13 protein-coding genes and 1 pseudogene are annotated in these 23,037 nt (G+C 47.2%); 7 read left to right on the forward strand and 7 right to left on the reverse strand.

Features of this window, described 5'->3' with window-relative positions:
- Positions 1-984 precede the first annotated feature (984 nt).
- Positions 985-1,383 (reverse strand): annotated as a pseudogene (locus Q9R46_RS28625) (flagellin N-terminal helical domain-containing protein); the annotation flags it as partial.
- Positions 1,384-1,587: 204 nt separating this feature from the next.
- Entirely contained in the window at positions 1,588-3,123 is a 1,536-nt protein-coding gene (locus Q9R46_RS22075) for a carboxylesterase/lipase family protein (protein ID WP_311281797.1), read from the reverse strand.
- A gap of 200 nt (positions 3,124-3,323) precedes the next feature.
- On the opposite strand from Q9R46_RS22075, the gene Q9R46_RS22080 reads away from it, so the two are divergent.
- Complete coding sequence (locus tag Q9R46_RS22080) at positions 3,324-4,139, forward strand: helix-turn-helix domain-containing protein (protein ID WP_311281798.1); 816 nt, start codon at positions 3,324-3,326, stop codon at positions 4,137-4,139.
- Positions 4,140-4,160: 21 nt separating this feature from the next.
- Here the strand turns inward: Q9R46_RS22080 and Q9R46_RS22085 are convergent, their stop codons facing one another.
- Positions 4,161-4,364, reverse strand: coding sequence for a hypothetical protein (locus tag Q9R46_RS22085; protein WP_145335677.1), 204 nt, complete (start codon positions 4,362-4,364; stop codon positions 4,161-4,163).
- Positions 4,365-5,534, reverse strand: coding sequence for a glycoside hydrolase family 27 protein (locus tag Q9R46_RS22090; RefSeq protein ID WP_311281799.1), 1,170 nt, complete (start codon positions 5,532-5,534; stop codon positions 4,365-4,367).
- Between the two features lie 260 nt (positions 5,535-5,794).
- Between Q9R46_RS22090 and Q9R46_RS22095 the strand changes: the two genes are divergently transcribed.
- The gene (locus Q9R46_RS22095; RefSeq protein WP_145335670.1) at positions 5,795-6,967 is read left to right on the forward strand and encodes a DUF4317 domain-containing protein; all 1,173 of its coding nucleotides are present in this window, start codon (positions 5,795-5,797) and stop codon (positions 6,965-6,967) included.
- A 145-nt stretch (positions 6,968-7,112) separates the two neighbouring features.
- Here Q9R46_RS22095 and Q9R46_RS22100 read toward each other — a convergent pair whose 3' ends face one another.
- Positions 7,113-8,231 (reverse strand): response regulator, encoded by a 1,119-nt coding sequence (locus Q9R46_RS22100; protein ID WP_311281800.1) that lies wholly within the window; start codon positions 8,229-8,231, stop codon positions 7,113-7,115.
- Positions 8,228-11,365, reverse strand: coding sequence for an ATP-binding protein (locus tag Q9R46_RS22105; protein ID WP_311281801.1), 3,138 nt, complete (start codon positions 11,363-11,365; stop codon positions 8,228-8,230). Before Q9R46_RS22105 ends, Q9R46_RS22100 begins: the two co-directional genes overlap by 4 nt.
- Before the next feature lie 404 nt (positions 11,366-11,769).
- On the opposite strand from Q9R46_RS22105, the gene Q9R46_RS22110 reads away from it, so the two are divergent.
- The gene (locus Q9R46_RS22110) at positions 11,770-15,654 is read left to right on the forward strand and encodes an S-layer homology domain-containing protein (protein WP_311281802.1); all 3,885 of its coding nucleotides are present in this window, start codon (positions 11,770-11,772) and stop codon (positions 15,652-15,654) included.
- A gap of 101 nt (positions 15,655-15,755) precedes the next feature.
- On the opposite strand, the gene Q9R46_RS22115 is transcribed toward Q9R46_RS22110, so the two are convergent.
- Positions 15,756-16,730 carry a helix-turn-helix domain-containing protein gene (locus tag Q9R46_RS22115; protein ID WP_311281803.1) on the reverse strand — a complete coding sequence of 325 codons (975 nt, stop codon included), beginning with the start codon at positions 16,728-16,730 and terminating at the stop codon, positions 15,756-15,758.
- A 177-nt stretch (positions 16,731-16,907) separates the two neighbouring features.
- Between Q9R46_RS22115 and Q9R46_RS22120 the strand changes: the two genes are divergently transcribed.
- The 4 genes from Q9R46_RS22120 to Q9R46_RS22135 all read left to right on the forward strand — a co-directional run bounded on the left by Q9R46_RS22120 (position 16,908) and on the right by Q9R46_RS22135 (position 23,026).
- Positions 16,908-17,936 carry a glycoside hydrolase family 88/105 protein gene (locus Q9R46_RS22120; protein ID WP_145414639.1) on the forward strand — a complete coding sequence of 343 codons (1,029 nt, stop codon included), beginning with the start codon at positions 16,908-16,910 and terminating at the stop codon, positions 17,934-17,936.
- Positions 17,933-20,116 carry a 1,3-beta-galactosyl-N-acetylhexosamine phosphorylase gene (gene gnpA, locus Q9R46_RS22125; RefSeq protein WP_311281804.1) on the forward strand — a complete coding sequence of 728 codons (2,184 nt, stop codon included), beginning with the start codon at positions 17,933-17,935 and terminating at the stop codon, positions 20,114-20,116. The genes Q9R46_RS22120 and gnpA overlap by 4 nt, the downstream gene beginning before the upstream one ends.
- Positions 20,117-20,439: 323 nt before the next feature.
- Positions 20,440-21,141: a DNA alkylation repair protein gene (locus Q9R46_RS22130; protein ID WP_311281805.1), complete on the forward strand. Its 702-nt coding sequence runs from the start codon at positions 20,440-20,442 to the stop codon at positions 21,139-21,141.
- An 82-nt stretch (positions 21,142-21,223) separates the two neighbouring features.
- Positions 21,224-23,026, forward strand: a complete 1,803-nt coding sequence (locus Q9R46_RS22135) for a sensor histidine kinase (RefSeq protein ID WP_311281806.1) — start codon at positions 21,224-21,226, stop codon at positions 23,024-23,026.
- The last annotated feature ends 11 nt before the right edge of the window (positions 23,027-23,037 follow it).

A 23,037-nucleotide genomic window follows, 5' to 3' on the forward strand; every position in this document is an offset into this window, starting at 1 on the left:
TGAAGTTGTTTCTATGCATGTAGAGACTTCTGTTTCGGTTGTACGTTCAAATACATCCAAATTTAATGAGAGAGGACCGTATTTGAAAGCAAATGTTAAACTTGATTGAGAAGGGAGGTTAACATCCCAATCAAAATTAATTGCAGGTTGTCCCCCTGCAGGATTATGAATAGCAAGTTGGGTTGGTGATAGAGATCCGAGTGAATCATCGAACGTAATACTAGCATTTGCTTCCGTTCCTGTCATCATATATGTAGTATTCCCGGATGGTGAATTAATGGATGTTACACCATTGGGGAGAAGTAGCCCATGTGCATCTGTCATCACTGAATTATCAGGCGGGTTAACTAGGTTACTTAGCTTTAAATTCGTATCCGTTGGATTTCCGTTATTAATTATATATTCGATTTGCATCGAATGATCTGGAAGTATAGTCCGGATTCTTTTTATCGATACCTCGCTATTTGGAAACCACATATGATCCCAAGCCGGAACTGTACCGGCATTGCTTCTAGATGTATACTGCACTGGTTGCATCATGCCATCGACTTCTACATTCTCACTCATCGTGCCATAAACACGACCTAACGTTTTGGGCCCAAACCAAGTTGTATTCGTTCCCGAAGCATGCCAGTAGTCTGGTGCTGAATATTGCAGATCGGTTGTAGGTGCTAACGTTTCATATACTGAACGCTCTGTATCTGTTTTAGTTGTTGTATACGTATCTACACTATACTCGTTGTAACCTTGTCTCGAATCCTGCGAGGTTATCGGAGTAATTACATTTGTGTTTGTATGCGTCTGAGTTGTAGATGACGTATTAGAATGGCTGATCAGGTGTCTTGCTTCTGGGGGTGTCCCAGAGGGTGCATAAACTACAGTTTTCTGTATGATTGGAATTGTAGGCGGCTCAGTAAGGGAAGTATTTGTACTAGAAATTGAACGATCCGCCAGTATTTCATAATCATCTCTTGCCAACAAGTTTATGGTGTTATAGCTTGTGCCTTGGGAAATGTGGTTTATTTCATTCGTAAGCTCTTTGATCTCACTTTCAATCATCTGACGATCGTTAGTGGTGTATGTATCATTTAGACCCTGAACAACCAGCTCTCTCTGTCTTTGTAAAATAGCTGAAATTTCTTGCAGTCCACCTTCTGCTGTTTGAACAAGAGAAATCCCATCCTGTATGTTTCGATTTGCTTGGTCAAGTCCCCGAATCTGTCCTCTCATTTTCTCGGATATTGCTAGTCCTGCTGCATCATCAGACGCACGATCAATTCTTTGCCCAGAAGATAGTTTCTGTAGGTGGCTAGAGCTGTTACGGGCGTTTTCTTGATTTCTCCTATGTGCACTAGTAGCCGCTAAGTTATGTGAAATAATCATATGTTATACCTCTATCTAAAGTGGAGTAATATGATTAATTTTACCATGGTAGAATAGGGATAGTCTATTGATTATGTGATTTTTTTGTAAATTTAGTAGACCAATTTCCTAGCAAAAGTGATGTCTCCACTAAGATAATCGGCTCTGAAAGAAGAGGGCCATGCGCCACCGCACAGCCTATTCAGAGGAGTAATGCTACATTTATTAAACCACAGGTTCATTTTGCTTTTTGAAAAAGTATTCAATCACCAATTCAAGCACAGGTTCGGGCTCCGCTAGCTGCAACTGTGCCTGATCCGTAAATTCCATGCGATACGGCTGTTCAGTACTGCTCGGAATCCAGTAGGGTAGAGGTTTACCGGTGGAATCCAAGCCATTAGGATCACCTGTCGCAATGAAATTCGATAGATAATTACACATCTGGCGTGCGAGATCATAATGTTTACCCGTGAAAGGGCGCCAGCATTTGGCCAGTGTCTCAAAAAAGAACCACAGGTCGACGGAATGGAACGTGCCCGGCTGATCCCAGCCGGGAATCTCAGCGTCGAAATTATAATAATAGAGCGGCGTCTCCGACGGATGACCGCTATTAGAACGGATTACAAGCTGAATCGCATGTTCAATCATGCGCACAGAAGCCCGCTGTAAGGCATGATCCAGATCGCCTTTATCGGCTTCACATCGCTCTAAGAAGGCAGGAGCATCCTCGCCAAATAGCTCTGTAGCCATCTGTTTCAGTTCCTCCGCACTGTTTACCGCAGGCTTGGTCCAGAACTCGGAGGATGTATGTCCAAGCATGACAGGAACAAGTTCACGCTTATGTTGCATGAAACGGGTGAACGGATCACCTATACAGAACTGATCATCAATGACCGTTCCCCAGAAGCTCCGATATTCCAGAATTTTATCCCGTAAAGTGATGGCGTCCAGCTGCCTTGCTTCCTCCAGTGAAGCTACCCCCAGAAAACGGAAAAACTCAACGCCTTTCTGCTCGGCATCCCGTAGCGTACTGCGAACAGCAGGCACAGGAACGTTCGGATACAACTCTGTTGCTATACCGCTCATGATCACAGCTCGCTGAAATAAGCCTTTGTTTTGCGGAGAGGTCATCTGACTAAGAACACTGCCACCGCCAGCAGACTGTCCCCCGATTGTAATCTGATCCGGGTCACCTCCGAACGCGGCAATGTTACGCTTCACCCACGCTGTTCCTGCCTGCTGATCCAGATGTCCGAAATTCGCTGGTGCGTGCGGTGACTCCGTACTGATCTCTGGATGGCACAGGAAACCAAACGCATTCAAGCGGTAATTGATGGTCACAACCACAATGCCTCTGCGTGCAATGCGTTCACCGTCGAATTCCATCTCGGCCGTGTGACCGACTTGGAGCCCACCACCGAAATACCAGACAAATACAGGCAGCTTCTCATCGGTTCGTTTGGCAGGTGTCCACACATTTAAATACAGACAATCCTCATTCATCGGCAGGTCGGGATCAACCGCCCATTCCCTTGTGTAGATGTTATTATCATCAATGACGGTTGGTGCCTGCATGGAGGTTGGCGCAAAATCAAAGGCTTGCAGTACACCATCCCAATCGGAAGCAGGCTGTGGTGCACGCCAGCGATTCCGGCCTACAGGGGGCGCGGCGAATGGAATACCTTTAAAGCTTGTAATACGTGGATCTGCGGCAGGCAGTCCCTGAACTTGACCATTTTCGACCGTAACAGTTCTAAGCAACACAACATTCTCCTCTCTGAATTGAACATCGTTAATGTATGTCGATCCAAGATGTTTGGTTGCGCTTACAATTATGCTGGGTGATGTGTCTTCTTTCTCTATCATAAGCAACTTGGAACGTTGTTTCCAGCATCGAAATTAAACCAAGAACCCCTCATAATCATATATAATGACTGATATCACGAATGGAGGTGCTGGAAGTGGACTCATTATGGCGAGACGGGAGCAGGGCGAGCCAGATTTATTTTATCAGCGGCGGACACAAACCTGTAAATCTTCATCAGTGGGGACCCGGCGTACGTGACGTCTATGCGCTACACTTCATCATTCGAGGGCAGGGCACATTGGAAACCGGAGGCCAGCATTATCGGCTGGGTGCCGGGGAGAGCTTTATCATTTTTCCGCAAAAAGAAATCTATTACTACCCCGACCCGGCTGACCCGTGGGAGTATGTATGGGTCGAGTTCAACGGAAGAGACGCGGGGCGAATCGTAGATTTGATACAACTATCGGTGCGGCATCCTGTACTCCCAGTTGCTCCGAAAACGATGGCGCCGTGGTTTCATCTGGCCTGGAATGCAGGATCATCACCTGGTGAAGTCCTAAGAGCGGATGCACGTTTGCAGCTGTTACTTTCCTATTACATGGAGTTTTTTCCGAACGAGAAGCAGGCAGAGAGTAGAGATGACGTGTGGATGGCAAGAACCTATATCGAGCAAAATTACTGGCAATCGTCCTTGACGGTGGCGGAAATTGTACAGGCCGTAAATCTGGAGCGAAGTTACCTGTTCCGCAAGTTCAAGGAAGCTACAGGTCAATCGGTATCAACGTACATCACGGCATGTCGTATCCGGCGTGCCTGCGAGCTCCTTGAGTCATCTCAATTATCCATTCAATCCATAGCTTATTCGGTGGGATATAATGATCCGCTTTATTTTTCCAGAGTATTCAAAAAGGCAACAGCATACACGCCCACTGCCTATATGATGTTGCACCAGAAAAGAGCAGGTCGTTAGGGAACAAGCATTGTATACCTTTTAACGAAAAAGAGCACAGTTCCCTGACTCGCGGAAGTAACGAATGAGCTTCTCGATCGGCTCCCGCCCGCAATTCAGCTTCACGCCAAGACAATCAATGCAGACAAATTGCCGGGCTGTTAGCGAGACCAATTTCAGATAGATACCGACATCGTCGGAAGTGAGCGGAACCTGACAGGTTGTGCACAACCGGCTGTGTGCCATTTATTTCACCAGTTTGGCTCGCACAACGAGACAATCATGGGCCGCTACGACGGGCGCATAACGCTCGCGGAATACACCGAGTTCCTTGTGCTCCCAGCAGTCATAGAGGGACAGGGAGTAACCTGATGCGTAAGGCAGTCCCATATCCCAGAATTGCAGGGACAGTTCGCGCTGGCTGTCGCTCAGGTTGAAGAAACCAATCGCCAGATCACCGTCCGTAAGCACCTTCACCAGCATGAATACATCATCGGTATGGAACCACTGCGGCTCAGGTTTGATGCGGTAAGCCCCGCGTGCCTCTGCGTCCTGATTAATGGCAAGCAGATCGGGGTTTAGCAAAATGTCCTTGGTGACCTGATTGGCTTTGCGCACATCACACCCAATCATAAGCGGTGAACCCATCATCGACCAGAGGGAGAAATGGGTTTTGTATTCAATATCGTTGCAGCCGCCAATGCTGCCAATAAAGTCATTGTTACTTCCGCCGTACATGCCAACAATGAGCATATCCATGTCGTTGTGGCAGAAAGAACCCGTATAGCTTTGTTTTCCGAGCTGTGAAAGAGCCAGCTCTTTAACCGAGTCCCAGTTATCGCGAATATCCCCGGTGGAACGGTACATATGCGCTCCTGATTCGCGAATCCATTCGTAGACATTGTCCTCTCCCCAGTTGCAAGCGGAGAAAAGAATCTCGCGGCCGCAGTTTTTGAGCGCAAGACTCATGCGTTTGTATAACAATTCGCCAGAGATATGGCGCGGCTTGAAGCAGTAGTCATATTTTAAATAATCCACGCCCCACTTGGCGAATAATGCCGCATCCTGAAATTCATGCTCGAAGCTGCCTGGATATCCGGCACAAGTATGTGTACCGACACAGGAGTACATGCCAAACTTCAGACCTTTGTCGTGAATATAATCTGCAAGCGCCTTCATTCCACTCGGGAATTTGGCAGGGTCTACGACCAGATTGCCGTCCGCATCCCGCTCCTTCAGGCTCCAGCAATCGTCAATGACAATGTACTCGTACCCGGCGTCCCGGTATCCTTCCGTTACAAACACATCGGCAACATCCCGAATCAATTGCTCATTGATGTCCCACGTAAACGTATTCCATGAATTCCAGCCCAGCGCAGGGGCAAATCCCATCATTGCATTGGTGTTAATACTCATGATCTGACTCGCTTCCTTTCTCAAACCGTTTATTGAAAATGACAAAACGCCATTTTTTCATGTAGTGAGTGGAGTTACTAACTCTCATGAACTTAACGGATTAAGAACATTTCAACCATAGCCTGACGTTGCTTGGACATGGACAAATGTTGTTTAGTGATCCGTACAGGACCACTAACATTAAACCTCCTTCTGGCGAAGCTTTTTTTTATCGTTTATACTTGTAAAGCCAATTTACTTGAGGAGTTGTCTAACGAATCATGAATAAAAAAGAAGTCGCGCACATTCGCAAACAATTCAAGCTGGATCATGACCTGCTGAACATTTACGACATCCTGAATGTCTATATTACGAAAGAAACCAATGAAGTTTATCACTGGGAACGCCATCCGTTTGAACTGGTGGATCGGGAGAAGCAAGAGTTATACATGGGCAATTTCAAAAAATTGCTGACAGGTGAACTGGATCAGAAACTGTTCGAACTGAAATTCCAGGAAGAGGCGGAGGAACCGGCACAGGTGATGCTTCACCAGGCACTCGTCACAGGTGACCCGGATGAGTGGCAGGATCTGATGCTGCTGCTCGTCGATCGTATGATGGCTGATGCAAAGTATGAACGGGATATGGTGGTTACGTTTATTAAAGGGCAGTATTATCTGCCAACGAAGGCTAGAAATGATGAAGCGGAAGAGAGTGAGAGAAACGAAGTCTTCGCCCATCCCTTTATCCTGTGCAGTGTGAATTCCACCGAGAAACAGCGTAAGACGCTTCTCTTTGACTACGTAGAGCGGGAATTCAAGTATAATATCATCGTTGATCCGATCATCAAATTAAGCACGCCGGAGCAGGGATTCCTGTATCCAAGCGTGACGGACAACTATTCGGACGTAAACCGTGTGCTGTACTGCACGGGCAAATCCAATTTCCCGGACCCTCATTTTGTTGAAAATGTGCTGAATGGGGAACGTTCGGTTACAGCTTTGGAGGAGCGGGCGATATTCGAGGATATCGTCAAAGAGATCACAGGTGAGCAGATGGATGCCACTACGCTGGCTCATGTATACGAAGAGATCAATCGGGTTATTGAAGTGAACGAGGAATCCCATGAGGAAGAACCGCCAAAACTGGATTATAAAGATGTGGAGCGTCTTCTCACAGCCAGCGGCGTAGAAGAATTGACCACCGAGAAGGTGGAACGTGCATTCGAAACAATCGTCGACAACAAAAACTATGAGCTGAAGGCAAACAGTGTGATGCCGAAGTACACTTCCAAGTCGATCAAGATTGATACCAAGGTGGCGACCATCTCGATCAGTCCGCAGGATCTCAAATATGTGAGACAGGTTAACTATCAGGGAAGACGCTGTATTATGATTGAAGTGGATGAAGATGCGGTGATTGAGGGATTCACGCTGGCTACGGAGAATCTGTAACTTAAACTTCAAACGTCGATTAAACTCTACTAAGCTAGATAAAAACGGATTCAGCTTAAACATTCAAAAGCCCAAGCTTGCGGTCATTCCGCCAAGCTTGGGCTTTGTTGTGTTAGGTCTGTCCCTGTCTTTGTTTCTGTCTCAGTTAAGATTGGCGCAACAACAGCTGGATATCGGCTGCCGGGCGGGAACCAAGCTCCTCGTGAAGCAATTCCTCGAGAAGCTGGTATTGCCACTGGGCTTCAGTCCGCCGACCAAGCGAAAGATAGATCACGATTTTTTCGCGGTGAATATCTTCCCGGATTGAATCAATCTGCAGGATGCGATCGAAATAATGCAGTGCACGAAGCGGTTGCTTTTGCTGGATATGATAATGAGCAGCCGTTTCCATCATTGTGATGAAGTCCATCTCGAGCTGTCTTGACCATGTGAGTGCCCATTCATAATGCCGCCCTTTCAAAAGCTCACCCCGATACAAGGTGTCTATTCGTTCGAACATCTCAGGTGAATAGGTTGAAGCTTGACGGATCTGGCGGAATAACGCTTCAAACTCATACAGATCACAATCGATGGAGTCCCGGTCAATCCGAATCCCGTTGCGATCCTTCTGAATCAGAGGAACATCGCTGTTATCTCCAACCGCACGCCTGACGTAGTAGAGCGTTGAGTTGATATTAGTCCAGGCTTTCTGCGGACTGAGGTCTTTCCATAACGTATCCGCCAGTGCATCACGGCTCGTCGATTTGGCACATAACAGGAAAGCGAGCAATTCTTCCGTTTTGGGTGTTCGCAGCTTCACAGGACTCTCTGCATCTGCTCCGTCATGTACTGTAAATTCACCGAACAGCCGCACAGTCAGGCGAGGGGGCGGTGAGACCGGATCGAGAGAGATTGCGTTGTTACGGAGAAGCTGCTGCAAGCGTTGAATCGTACGGCTTACACGTTCCGCTGTCACAGGTTTGATGATATAGTCGATCACTTCTTTTTCAAAAGCTTGTACGGCATATTCCTCATATCCTGTGACCAGTACAATCGGGAGGGAAGCATGATGCTTGCGCAATTCGCCGATCAGTTGCATTCCCGAGATTCGCGGCATCGTAATATCCAGAAAAGCAGCATCAAAACTGTGATTTGCCGCATATTCGCAAGCCTTCTCCGGATCATGGAATACTTCGCATACCTCAATGGCCCCACTTTCAGTCAAGATCCGTTTTAGTCGTTTGAGCGATAGATCCTCATCGTCTACGATAATTACTTTTATCATGTAATGTACCCCCCGTTACCCTTCATGCTCTGGTGTTGTATGGGAAGATCGAGCGTGATGCGGGTTCCTTCTCCATCGTGGCTTTCCATCCGAAAATCCCTGTTGTACAGCAGTTTGAGTCTGCTGGAAATATTCCATAAACCGACACCTGAGCTGCCGTCAGCGACCTGCCGGATCTCTTTCATTTTCTGCTTCGTCATACCCATGCCGTTATCTTCAATCGTAAATCTGGTTTCCGTTTCACTCAGATTGCGAATAGAGAGCATTACACGGCCGCCGCCAACACGGGACATTAGACCGTGCCGAATCGCATTTTCGATCAAGGGCTGCAGAATCAGCGGCGGAATATGCATAGTTCGATCCACATCTGCATCCACATCAATAATGACTTCGAGCCTTGATCCGAAGCGTGCCTGTTCAATTGCTACATAGGCCTCAATCATGCCCAACTCGTTCTCCAGACTGGTTTTGGAATCCAGATGCTTGAAGTGCACACTGCCTCGCAAATAACTGGATAATTGTAAAATTAATCGTTCTGCCTCATCTGGCGCATCCACACATAATTCGGCAATGGCATTCAAGGCGTTATACAGAAAGTGTGGATTAATCTGGGATCGTAAGAAGGAAATTTCGGCATTACGTGCAGCCTGGACAGATGTTTTCATCCGGGTTAGACCGCCGATCCGTGCAAGCAATTCCTCCGACTCAAAAGGCTTGGATACAAAATCGTTGGCACCTTTCTCCAGCGCAAGCTTTAATTGATGAGCTTTATTGCCTGCGGTCAGCATGAGCACAGGGAGTTCGGAAGGAGAGAAGCGCTCCCGAATTCGATCAAGCAATTCATAACCTGATATGCCTGGCATCATGATATCGGCAATCACCAGATGCACAGCAGGAAGTTTGTCTAGCAACATCATTACCGATTGAGAACGGGATGTAACGGCATAACTGTACCCTTCCAGCTTCAGCAGACTCACGATGGTTTGCAGATTGGCTGCATCATCGTCAACCACGAGAATCCACTCATTCCTCATCCCTTGCATAATGACAGGTTCTTCATAATTCAATGCTCGATTTCCCGAAACCGTAGGCGCCATGCTGAAAGGCGTCACGTTGGGTCGTTTATCTTTTTTTCCTTCGGCCAGTGGGAACGTCAAAATAAATGTGGCGCCTCGCCCCAGCGTTGATTCGGCGTGAATGGTTCCACCGTGCATCTCAACAAGCTTGCGCGTGATGCTCAGACCCAGACCCGTGCCTCCGGCAACCATAGGCCCCGCGTCTGCTTCCTGTTCAAATGGCAGGAAGATATGTTCCAACTTGCCCGGGCTGATGCCGCGTCCCGTATCGCTAATGCGCAGTTCTGCTTTTCCCAGAACGAGGGAAGCGCTGATTCGGACCGAGCCCTGCTCCGTGAACTTGATGGCATTACCGATCAGATTGTGCAGAATCTGAACAAGCCGATTCCCATCCGCATAAATGGCCGGGAAATAGGCTGGGATGTTGTTGATCAGTTCCACTTTTTTTGTACCGAGCAGGAAAGAGTGCATGCGCAACACTGATTCGACATAGGAGGACAGGTCTGTGGCTGAACGGTGCAACGAGATGTCCCCATGCTTCATTTTGGAATAGTCCAGCAGTTCATCCACTAGGTACGTCAAACGCCTGCCACTGCCCGTCACAATCGCCAGATTATGTGCTTGTTCATCGGTGAGCGGGCCTTCCGAACCCTTGAGCAGACTTTCACTAATATTAACGATAGCATTGAGCGGTGTTTTAAGCTCATGAGACGTATTGGATAGAAAATCATCCTTGACCTGATCCAGCAAGAGAAGCTGATCCTTTAGAGATCGAACCGTAAGGTAAGCCTCGAAAAATCGCAGGACAGCTAAAAACAGCATCAGGATGCTGAATAGTACGATACATACCTGTCCGATATTGACATTTTCTTTGAGTGAAATGGAGAATAGGTTGATATCCAGACAGTACAGCGTAATACAGAGCATGGCTGCATACCATAGAAAGCTCGACAAGCGTTCTCCCTGCTCGCTGAGCACAAACCGCAAAGCACATTGCACCAGAAGCCATAGCAGAATCAATGTATACAGTCCGATAACATAAGGTGCGATTAACCCGTATGCGGAGATAGGAAAGAGTGCGAGCAGGCAGATATAAGCCCCAAAAATAAATAGCGTTACAGAGATAATTGCCCCCGAGAACATGCCTGTTCTGAAACGGTAGAAATAAAAAATCAACAAGCCAAGACAGGCAACGGAGCAAAAATCTTTTAATTTATATAACGTACTGAATGAAAGCTCTGTGCTTGCTGCCGCCAGTACTCTTTCACTGATCATGCCATTGTAGAGGGCATACAACAGGCATACAAGGCCGAGCAGTAGCAGAGAGTCATCCCGGTTTCGATATAGGGCAGATCCCAAATAACTGATGAGAAAAATGATGGATATGGTAGCCAGTACAGCCATAGTTGCCAGTTCAATAGCTATGCGATTCTGATGGCTTTTTAGCATGGCAGCCTGTTCGCCAAAAAAAAGCGGACCCGAGATGCCTGCATTCGGATAGTCATAGTTGGCGACCCGAACCAGTATTTCAATATCACCGCCATGATACGGGAAAAATCCGATTTGCGGCGAATTGCCTGCCCGGTATCCTGCATTTTTTTCCACGGCTTGTCCGTCTTCCATCAGTTTGGTGCCATTGACGTAAATTTCGCTGGCAAAGCGAATATTGCTTTTCTTGATGGCAAGAGTGCCTTCAACAGGTGTATTTCGCAGGACAAGCCGATATGTAGCAAAACCGTAGGAAGGTAATCGTTTATCCCCTATCTGAACGGGTCCCCAAGTACCAGGAACCTCTGCATAAGTATCAGGGGATGCTTGTGTTCCTTGTTGTTTTTGATCCGCGGTATGGGCCGGAACGGGTAATAGCTTCTTCCAATAAAATTCCCATTCACCGTCAAGCCTGATGCGATCTTCAATCTTCGGGTTCCAGGTGGATAGATCCAGAATACCCTGACGTGCATGGAGCGCGGCAGCTTGCGGTTCTCTAGCCGTGGATAGAACCAGCAACATAACAGCAAGTATCACAGTGAGAACAACACCTGAAATTCGTATGAGCACGTTTTGCTACTCCTTTGGGAGATTACCAATCATCTCTAGTATTCTATCGGCATTGTAGCGGATATCCCCAGGGGGTGCAATTCAATATCGACAAAATTCTTTGTTTATTTTTTGTTTATTGTAGTTTTGTATAATTCGAGTGTGTGATATGTCGAAAGAATCTAGTGAAAGCATCGAAAGACCTATCTTAGCGCAACTATAGACTTATGGGACTGAAGGTATGGAGATGTAAATCACAACATGGTGTTGTCGGAACTTAATGATTGGTGTACTTACAGTAGCCCGGTTTGTAGAGTGCAGTTACTTATGAAGCAGTGTTAAAAAGATGGCTTTGTTCAGTGGTTATCTACACAAATCTTTAAGTGTTTTTGATTCACAAATCAAACTTAGAAAGGAAGTAGAACATGAGCAAGAATCTGAATGCCAAAAAAGCTTTATCCATGATACTCACCTTTTTATTAGTCTTGAGCGGTATCCCCGGATTTCATAATTGGGGAGGAGACCATGCTTACGCAGCCACCGAGACCTGGGCGTCTTTAGGTGCCCCAGGTATTAGTACTGGACGAGCTGAATACAACTCCGTAGCGGTAGACCCACAGAATACTCCTTATGTTGCTTATAAAGATGCTGGGGACTCTGGTAAAGCAGTAGTAAAGAAATTTGTGAACGGTCAGTGGCAAACTGTAGGAAACACTGGAGTCTCGTCGGGAGAAGCCAATGAGTTGTTCCTTGGCATTGATAAGCAAGGTACGCCATACCTTGTTTACCAGGATGTAGCCAACGACTTAAAGCTGGGAGTTAAGAGATTTATTGCTGGTCAATGGGAATATGTAGGGGTTAACAATATCTCACCAGGAGCAGCGAACATGATGCAGATCGCATTCGACTCCGCGGATAATCCCTATGTTCTTTATAGAGACCACCCGAACCAGGCTAAAGCTAGAGTCATCAAATTCGCGAATAACGTGTGGTCTAACGTGGGAACGTGGGTGAGTTCAGGCTTTGCCAATGAAATGGCTCTCGCTCTGGATTCACAGAACACTCCGTATGTGGTCTATAGTGACGGAACAGACAGCTATAAACTGTCCGTTAAAAAGTTCAACGGAACAGCATGGAATTACGTGGGGGCAGCTAAACTCACAGCGGGTCAATCATCGAACCATGCGATCGCAATCGCTCCCAACAACGTTCCTTATGTTGCTTTTACAAATCAAGACAATTCTTATAAAACTACTGTACTAAAATTCACAGGTACCCAATGGGAGAACGTTGGAAACAGTGGTGGCATTTCTGTTAACGCTACTAGAGACAACACACTGGCTTTCGATTCTGAAGGAACTCCATATGTTGCTTATAGTGACAATGGAACCGTGTTTGTACAGCCGCCTTTTGGAGTTGTCAAAAAGCTAGTCGGGAATCAGTGGCAATCGGTAGGTGGAGGTGCCTTCTCAGGAGTTTCTAATGGTGGTCAAGTGCAGTATGTATCGTTTGCTCTGGACTCCAATAACATTCCATATGTCGCTTACGGGGACCAATCAGCTAGTCAGAAAATAACCGTAAAGTCGCTGGTCAATCAGTATAACGTAAGCTACAACGGCAATGGCCATGAGTCAGGAAGTGTGCCTGTAGACATGCAGGGCTACTCTACGCTGTCTCCCCTTGTTACAGTATCTGGAAACACCGGAAATATGGAGAAAGAAGGCTATACCTTCTTACACTGGAATACAGCAGCAGATGGAACAGGCACGGACTACAGTCCGAATGATACCTTCAACATTAACGGCGCTGACGTTACGCTCTATGCGCAATGGGGAATTGGGAATTCAGATGTCACCTTCGTCACGAACGGAGGTACCTCAATCTTGTCGCAGTCAGTCGGACATAATCTTAAGGCAACAGAGCCATCGCCACCGAGTAGAGATGGATACAAGTTCTTCGGTTGGTACACAGATATCGAGCTTATGCAGGCCTATGATTTTGAGTCACCTGTGACTAGTGATCTTACTCTATATGCCAAGTGGCAGTCCGAGAATGCTACACTGTCCAGCCTGAATGTAGGTCAAGGCACTCTGGAGCCAGGCTTCTCGTCAACAGCGTTGGATTACCAAGTGGAAGTAGCTCCGGAAGTAACCAGTCTGGACTTCTCCTTCTCCAAGGCAGAGACCAGCCAGACAATCAGTGTCACTGGAGCAACCGAGCAATCCGTTACCGATGATGTGTATTCCTATACGGCTTCTAATCTGATGACAGGCTTGAACCCTGTACAGATCAAAGTGACGGCCGAGGATGGCAACAGTAATACCTATAACCTGAGCGTGAAACGTCTCGGCGAACCTAGTAACAACACCCAACTGGGTGGTCTTACACTGAATAGCGGTACATTATCTCCAGCCTTCTCGCCAGAAGAGCGGAATTACCAAGTGGAAGTAGCTCCGGAAGTAACCAGTCTGGACTTCTCCTTCTCCAAGACAGAGACCAGCCAGACAATCAGTGTCACTGGAGCAACCGAGCAATCCGTTACCGATGATGTGTATTCCTATACGGCTTCTAACCTGATGACAGGCTTGAATACTGTACAGATTAAGGTGACAGCAGAGGACGGCAACAGCAACACTTACAATCTGATCGTAAAACGTCTCAGTGAGCCTAGTAACAATGCCGACCTGGGTGGTCTGACATTGACTAGTGGTATGTTATCTCCGGTCTTCAGCCCGGATGTGGAGCATTATACAGCAAGCGTGAGCAGTTCAACCCGCTCCTTAGTGGTTAGTGTCACTTCTGTTCAGGAGGGTGCGAGCGTTAAGATCAATGGTACGAGTGGAAAAAGTGCAGATATTTCGCTCGCTAACGGACGAAATACAGTAACAATCGAGGTGACTGCTCCGAATGGCAACACCAAGAAGACTTATACATTAATCATTACTCGCAGTAATGAAGATAACGGTACTGGCAATACTGGAACAGGTGGAGCAAGTAACGGAGGTGGAGGCGTTACCTCACCAGTCACCAATAACAATACCAGCAGTAACGTTCAGGTACTGGTGAACGGCCAGGCACAGTCAGCGGGAACCTTAATGAATTCGACAGTGAATGGGCAACGGGTCGTGACGATCTCTGTGAATGCGGAAGCGATCGCCCAAAAGCTGAATACCGAAGCAGCGGGCAGTGTAATTACGATTCCTGTTACGGGCAGTAATAGCGCGAATGCAGGTGTAATTATCGGTGAGCTGAATGGACAGACGGTGAAGCTTATGGAAGATAAGCAAGCGGTGTTGGTACTCCAGACTGATACAGCAAGCTACACGCTACCAGCAAGTCAGATTCGGATTGGTAGCGTGGCGGAACAGCTTAAGTTGAATAGTAACGACTCCCTTGAGAGCATCAAGCTTCAAGTAGAGATTGCTCAAGTAGATCCAACGACGTTACAAGCAGCGAAATCCGTTTCACAGCAAGCTGGATATACGCTGGTCGGAACACCTGTGGAATTCAACGTAAATGCCAGCTATAACGGTAACACCACACCTGTAAATAAATTCAGTAGCTACGTAGAGCGTACGATTACTCTTCCGGCTAACATTGCTCCAAGCCAAATGACAACAGGTGTCGTCATTGATAAGGATGGTAGCGTTCGTCATGTACCAACGAAGATTATAATAATGAACGGCGTATATTATGCGCAGATTAACAGCCTGACCAACAGTACGTATAGCATTGTGTACTATCCTCAATCCTTCACGGATGTGGCTAACCACTGGAGTAATACAGCAGTAAACGATATGAGCTCACGTATGATCGTGAGCGGCGTATCAGACAGCACTTTCGAACCAGATCGCAACATTACACGAGCCGAATTCGCAGCCATCGTCGTACGCGCACTGGGTCTGAAGCCGGGTGAAGGAAGCAATGGCTTCCGCGATGTGAATGATGAAGACTGGTTTGCGGATGTTGTGAAGACTGCTTCTGAATATGGTCTGATTGGCGGCTATGAAGACGGCACATTCCGTCCACAAGAGCAGATTACCCGTCAGGAAGCGATGACCCTGATTGCACGAGCCATGAAAGTGACAGGACTGGACAGTCAGGTGACTGCTGATGCTGTGCAGCAGTTGTCCAGCTTCGCAGATGCAGAACAAGTAGCCGACTGGGCGAAGGAAGCAGCCGCAGCCAGTGTCCACACGGGACTAGTAACGGGACGCGGTTCGAATACGATTGCACCGTTGCAGTCGATCACAAGAGCCGAGACAGCGACCATTCTGAGAAGACTACTGCAGCAGTCTGACCTGATCTAAAGATTCGTTTGCAGATTTGAATTACGACATGGAGTTAGTCATAAGAACAAATTAAAAAATCCCGGAAGTCTTCAATGACTTTCGGGATTTTTTTATGTAGCTTAGACCCAGCCTGTGAATGCCAAAATAGATGCTTTGGCTGATTGTGTTTCCATGTGAGCACCGGTGCGCCAAGCCTTCGGGGACTCACCCATTAATCTGGCGAAGCAACGGTTGAAGCTGGAAATGGACCTGAAACCGACTTGCTCGGAAATCGAGAGCACAGAGGCATCGGTACTTTTTAATCGTTTGCAAGCCTCCTCTACGCGTGTACTGTTTAGAAAATCAAGAGGGGTCGTACCCATAATCTCAAGGAACTTGCGGCGAAAATGGGTGGTGCTCAGATGACACAGATCTGCAAGCTCGTCAATCGTCACCGGCATCATATAATTCCTCGTGATATGTTCCAGAGCAGGGGATATAACCAGATCAGGCTGACGGCTTTGCCTTTCCGTTTCCCGTATCTGTTCTCGCTCCAGCTTCTGCTCACGGCTAAGCCCGTTCTCATCGATGGCATGAATGCGTAGTAACTCAATGTACAGCGACATTAACAATCCATACGCACTCTCTCGATAGAACGGGGTTTGCCGCTGTATTTCCTCCACAATCGATGTCGCCAGCATATACACCTTCGGATATTGATCTTTATGTAATACACAACGGCTTGGTTGAATAGCCCGGAGATTGGGCTCCATGTGACTCTGAGGTGTTTTTAGGGAGTGCTGGAACAGTTCCTCCGGCGAAAAAAAGAGGTAGGCCCACCTGCTTGCGGTATTAGGTGAACTGTATGTCGTATGGGGCAGGTAACGAGGCAGGAAGGTAACATCTCCGGCTCGGAAAGGCACGTTCTCTCCCTTGATCTCCATTACACCTCCATCGGAGTAGCAGATGCCAATCTCCATATGATTATGGAAATGAAGGTGCTCACTCTTCATATCAGAGATTTTCCAGCGCTCCCCGCTGAGCAGCAGCACAGGAAAGTCTATGGGCAGGCTGTAATGGCGGTATTCAATAACAGGTTTTTTCGGTTTGGGCATGTCCGGCTGCTCCTATTCGTCGGATTATAAATGATCGAAATTGCGCAGTTTTGTTACGAATATGCTTAGATGCAAACTATTTTACTGCTTACAATGAAATAAGTAAAGCGTTTACATCACAGGACGGTCACTTCTTAAACTCAATTTGAGGAGTGTGCGCAGGAGAGGGGAATTTCAATGCTGCAAGTGAAATACGACCGTGAACAAATTTTAAACGTCATTCAGAACGTAACGAGAAAAACACTGGATATGGATTTAACGTGGGATTGGCCCTGCGGCGTAGCCTATTACGGAGTATCGAGAGCTTACCAAACGACAGGTGACCAGGAGATTTTGGACAGGCTGGTGAAGTGGGCGGATGAATATATAGAGCTCGGCTTGCCAAGCTGGACGGTGAATACATGTGCGATGGGACATGTGCTGATCACGTTATACGAAGAGACAGGCGATCAGAAGTATTGGGATACCGTCATGAGCAAAGTGGATTATTTGCAAAATCATGCGCTCCGCTTTGGCGATCGGGTGTTACAGCATACGGTATCAACAGCGAATGATTTTCCTGAACAGGCCTGGGCAGATACGCTGTTTATGGCGGCTTTTTTCCTGCTCCGAGTGGGTAGCAAGCTGAAGGACGAAGCGATGATACAGGATGCGCTGAATCAATATTACTGGCATATCAAATACTTGCAAGATCCGAGCACAGGCCTGTGGTATCACGGTTATAACAACGTGAACAAGGATCACATGTCCGGCTTTTACTGGGGAAGGGCGAATGCATGGGGAGCTTATACGATGTCACAGGTCAAACCGCAACTCAAAGAGTGGTACTTGTATCCGCAATGTATGGACGTTGAATGTTCCTTGCGTGATCAACTTGCGGCTCTCAAGTTGTTGCAGACGGAGGATGGCTTGTGGCGCACCGTACTGGATGATGCGGAATCGTATGAGGAAGTTTCAGCATCGTGCGGTATTGCAGCGGCCATGATTAATAACGGCAACCCATTGCATACGAAATATGTGCAAAAGGCGCTCAGAGGTATTTTGAACCACATCAGCGAGGATGGACGTGTACTCGGGGTCTCCGGCGGAACAGCTGTGATGAAAGATCGCGATGGGTACCGTAACATTCCGAAAGATTGGATCCAAGGCTGGGGTCAGGGACTGGCACTGGCATTTCTGTCGGATATGTTGCGACAAGGAGAGTGAACATATTGCCGAAATCAACCAAAGGCTCTTTCACGTTACCAGGAGAATCCGGTTATGAAGCACTGACGCTGGAGCTGGCTCAGCGGTGGGGAGCTGATGTCATAAGGGACAGTGACGGGACAAAGCTGTCGGGTGAGATCATACAGGCCGGATACGGCATTTATTCGACGATCTGCATCATTCGGGATCATAATGAGTGGGCATCAAGGAACCAGGATAAGCTCCAGCAATGTTTTCTGATTACCCAGCCGAAGGTAGCCGTGCAGGATTATATCTCCATCTACCTGATGGAGGACTTTTTTGCCGAACAATTCAAGGTGAACGATTCGAAGGAAGCGTTGACATATTGGCAGGTGTACGACCGAACGACCGGACAGGAAGTACCGAGAACGCAGTGGAATTACGAAAGGGAATCCGGGAACGTAGTCATTACCGGCATTACCCCTTGGCACAAATACACGGTAAGTTTCATGGTCTATCGCATCTGGGAAGAGATCTCCATGTATAATCACACAACGAACAACTGGGACAAAGAACACCTGATGCAGATCGATCCCATGTATGTGGATACACAAACGTATCTATTGGATTGGATGGAAAAATGGTGTCTTGCTCACCCCGAAACAACGGTTGTTCGTTTCACGTCGCTTTTCTATAATTTTGCCTGGATTTGGGGCAGTGATGAGCGCAACCGCCATCTGTTCTCGGATTGGGGTTCCTACGATTTCACGGTGAGTTCAAGAGGGCTTGATTTATTTGCTGAAAAATATGGCTATGCACTCACGGCAGAGGACTTTGTGAATGGTGGAAAGTACCAGGTCAGCCATATGCCTGCGGGACAACGAAAGCTGGACTGGATGGCATTTATCAATGATTTTGTCATTGATTTTGGCAGAAAATTGATTGATATCGTGCATCGCCATGGCAAGCTGGCTTACGTATTCTATGATGATAGCTGGGTAGGCATGGAGCCTTACAACGACCGCTTTGAAGAGTTTGGCTTCGATGGCATGATCAAATGTGTGTTCTCTGGCTATGAGGCCAGAATGTGTTCAGGCGTCAAGGCTGAAACACATGAAATTCGCCTTCATCCCTATCTGTTCCCCGTTGGGTTAGGTGGATTACCTACCTTTAAGGAGGGCGGAAACCCAACGCTTGACGCCAAAAACTACTGGATTAACATTCGGCGCGCGCTCCTGCGTGAGAAGATTGACCGAATCGGGCTGGGCGGATATCTGCATTTGGTAGAGCCTTATCCTGATTTTGTGGAATATATCGAGAAGGTCGCGGATGAGTTCAGGGAGATCAAAGCGTTGCACCAGGCAGGCAAACCTGCGCGGCTTCAGACGCGTGTGGCTGTGCTCCATAGCTGGGGCCAATTGAGATCCTGGACGTTGTCGGGGCATTTCCATGAGACGTATATGCATGATCTGATTCATGTGAATGAGGCGTTATCTGGATTGCCAGTAGATGTAAGGTTTATCGATTTTGAAGATATTCGCCAAGGCGTGCTGAACGAGGTGGATGTGGTTATTAACGCTGGCAGAGCAGGTTCGGCATGGAGCGGTGGCGAGCACTGGCATGACACGGCATGTGTGGATCAGCTCACCCGTTGGGTGCATGACGGAGGCACATTCATTGGCATCAACCAGCCGTCGGCGGTGGAAGGTTATGATACCTTTTTCCGAATGGCGCATGTACTTGGGGTGGATGAGGACACAGGTGCGCGTGTAGTGCATGGAAAGTGGGCCTATGATGTGCAGGATCGGCATGAGCTTGTGCCAGAAGGGGCGACAGTGAAGGGCAAGCCGCAACGTTATCTGACCGATGGAACGGCCGAGGTGGTGCTGGAAACGGAAGGGGACATTGCGCTGTCTGTACATGCTTTTGGCAAAGGAAAAGGGATCTATCTGTCTTCGTTTGAGTTTAATTGGGCAAATGCCAGACTGCTGCTGAATCTGATCCGCTTCGCCGGTAATGAACAACATCATACCAAGTATACTACGGATAATGTGTATACGGAGTGTGCGTATTATCCCGAGAGTGGCAAGCTGGTTGTGATCAACAACAGTGATCAGGCGCAGACGACGACGATTGACACGGAGCATGGGATGCAGACACTGCATATCGCTCCATTTGATACAATCATTACCCGGATCGGAGCGCAGACATCGGTGTAACATCAATATTTGGAAAGATTGTTCTGTCATCAAATCGACCGTGAAAATGATTAGTTTTGACACAAAAAAAGCTCATGACCTGTAGCACACACGCTATAAGCCTTGGGCTTTTTGTGGTGCCAACACATTTTGCGTTAAGTATTAAATGTTGCATGTATGGACACACGGCCTCATGTGCTAGACTAATAAAAAGTTATGTCAGAACTTGAAGCTATGTATAGCGCAAGTTGACTTTAATTACGATGAGACTAAACGGATTCAGTTTACACAGATGTCATCGGAGTGTCCGTGTACACATAATCCTTACAAAAGGAGCTGCTCACATGAATGTAAACGAGGTTATGCAAGAGCTTGAGGCTCTGGGAAAAGAACGCACGAAAAAAATATATCTCTCTAATGGTGCGCATGAACCCGTGTTTGGTGTTGCGACGGGGGCGATGAAACCGATGGCGAAGCAAATCAAGAAAAATCAGCCGCTCGCAGAACAGTTGTATGCAACAGGTAACTATGATGCGATGTATTTTGCAGGTGTGATTGCTGACCCGAAAGCGATGACCCACGCCGATTTTGATCGCTGGATGGATGCGGCGTATTTCTACATGGTATCCGATTATATCGTTGCCGTAACTTTAGCGGAGACAGATATTGCCCAGGAGGTTGCAGACACCTGGATTGCGAGCGGAGAAGAGCTGCGAATGTCCGGCGGATGGAGTTGTTACTGCTGGCTTCTAGGTAGCCGTAAGGATACCGAATTTGAGGAAAGTAAACTTAGACAGATGCTTGAGCAGGTAGAAAAAACGATACACAGTGCGCCTGAACGTGCAAAAATAGCCATGAATCTATTTATCTATACGGTTGCCATGTCTTACGTTCCGCTACATGAGGTAGCGGTGGAAACGGCCAAAAGGATTGGTCCACTTGAAGTGGACAAGCCGAAAAGCAAGCAGATCAGTGCTCTGGGCAATATTCAAAAGGCGCTGGACCGCAATCAGCTAGGTTTCAAACGCAAATATGTAAGATGTTAGTCCGAAACGTGTATTCCATTATCACCATGGCTCGTTATAATGGTGTTAATGGATGACACGGGTGGGGGAGACAACAACGGACATGAAACGCAAGTTAAAGTGTAAGCGTATTCAGTTGCTGGATGATTGGAGTTTAAGAACGAAGTTATACATAATGTTTATTTTTTGTGTGCTGGTACCGGTGCTGGCGACCAATGCCGTATTTTATCAGAGCATCAAGGGACAGATTGAAGCCAAAGAACAGAGCCGGATCAACGAAATGCAGCAGCGGATTCGCTTTAATCTGCGGAACAGCTTGGATAACAGCCTGTACGTATCCAATTTTTTATATACGGATGCTACGCTGAATCGGTTTATGGAGTCCAAATACAACAATCAGGAAGACTATTATTTTGCATATTATGATATGCTGAGCGGCAACAATCTGGTTCGGTATTATTACAGTTACCAGCAAGTAAATCAGGTGACGTTTTATGTAGATAACGATACGTTTGTGAATGGCGGCAACTTTATCAAGCTGAATGATGACATAAGAAAAAGTGAATGGTATCAGGCATTGATGAACACAGACGACCAGATGATGATTTACTCCTATTTTGACAAGCAACAGGCTGAGATGTCGCAAAGTCAAGGCGGCCGTAAGGTCAGCCTTATACGCAAACTCAATTATTTCGGAAAACAACAGGTGGAGAAGGTATTGAAGGTAGACCTCGACTACGCCTTCATTAACAAATCGTTTAAAAATGAGGGTGCTGGCGGCAAAATCTACATCGTTTCGGATGACCGGATTATTTTCTCCAATGATGCCCAGCTGAATCAGGCACGGAAGCCGTTCCATCTGATGTCCGCCATGCCGAAAGATGGGGGTCAATCCACCGAATCGATTCCTGTCGTATCGGAAAATTGGCAGATTATTGTGCGCGGAGAGAGACTGGATTTTCTGACCGAGATCGTGGATTCCAGATTTAATCTGCTGCTGCTCATCATTGTTAATCTACTGGTGCCGACACTGCTCATCTGGCTGATCTCCAGATCCCTCATTCACAGGTTGGGCCGAATTGCAACGCATCTGGATCAAGTTAAACAGGAAAAATTCGAAGTGATTACAGAACCTGCGGGCAAGGATGAGATCGGCAGCTTAACCCATAGTTACAATACGATGGTCATCAAAATCAGGAATCTGATCGAGATTGTATTTAAAGGGCAGGTCGAACGGCAGGCGCTTGAACTCTCCAAGAAACAGGCCGAATTAAAGGCACTGCAGAGCCAGGTCAATCCACACTTTATGTTTAACACGCTTGAGACCATTCGCATGCGTAGTCTGATCAAGGATGAACATGAGACCTCTGATATCATTCAGAAGCTGGCGCTGCTGCTCCGGCAAACAATTAACTGGGGTAATGATCTCGTTACCATTCAAGATGAGATTCGTTTTGTCGAGAGTTATCTGGTCATCCAGCAATATCGGTTTGGCGAGAAGTTACAGTTCGTTATTGACGTTACGGATACGGATATTCTGGAGATGAAGATTCCGAAGCTGACCGTATTAACGTTTGTCGAAAATGCTTGCATCCATGGTATTGAAGGTGGCTTGAATGATGGTGTCGTGGAAGTCAGATTCCAGAAGGATAATGACCAACTGCATATGATGATCCAAGATACCGGAGTTGGCATGGAGCAGGACAAACTGGAACTCATCCGAACGATGCTGCTTGATCCAAGTCTGGAACGGCTTAGCGAATTGAGTAGCATCGGAGTGATGAATGCATATATTCGGCTTCGGATGTATTTCGATGAACGTGTGCAAGTAAGCATTGACAGTGAAAGGTACAAGGGGACTACGATTCGTATCCAAATTCCGCTTGTACAAGCATCTCAGGGATAAGGAGCGAGGAT

The organism is Paenibacillus sp. RRE4 (assembly GCF_031844205.1).
GTDB classification, from domain to species: domain Bacteria; phylum Bacillota; class Bacilli; order Paenibacillales; family Paenibacillaceae; genus Paenibacillus; species Paenibacillus xylanexedens_B.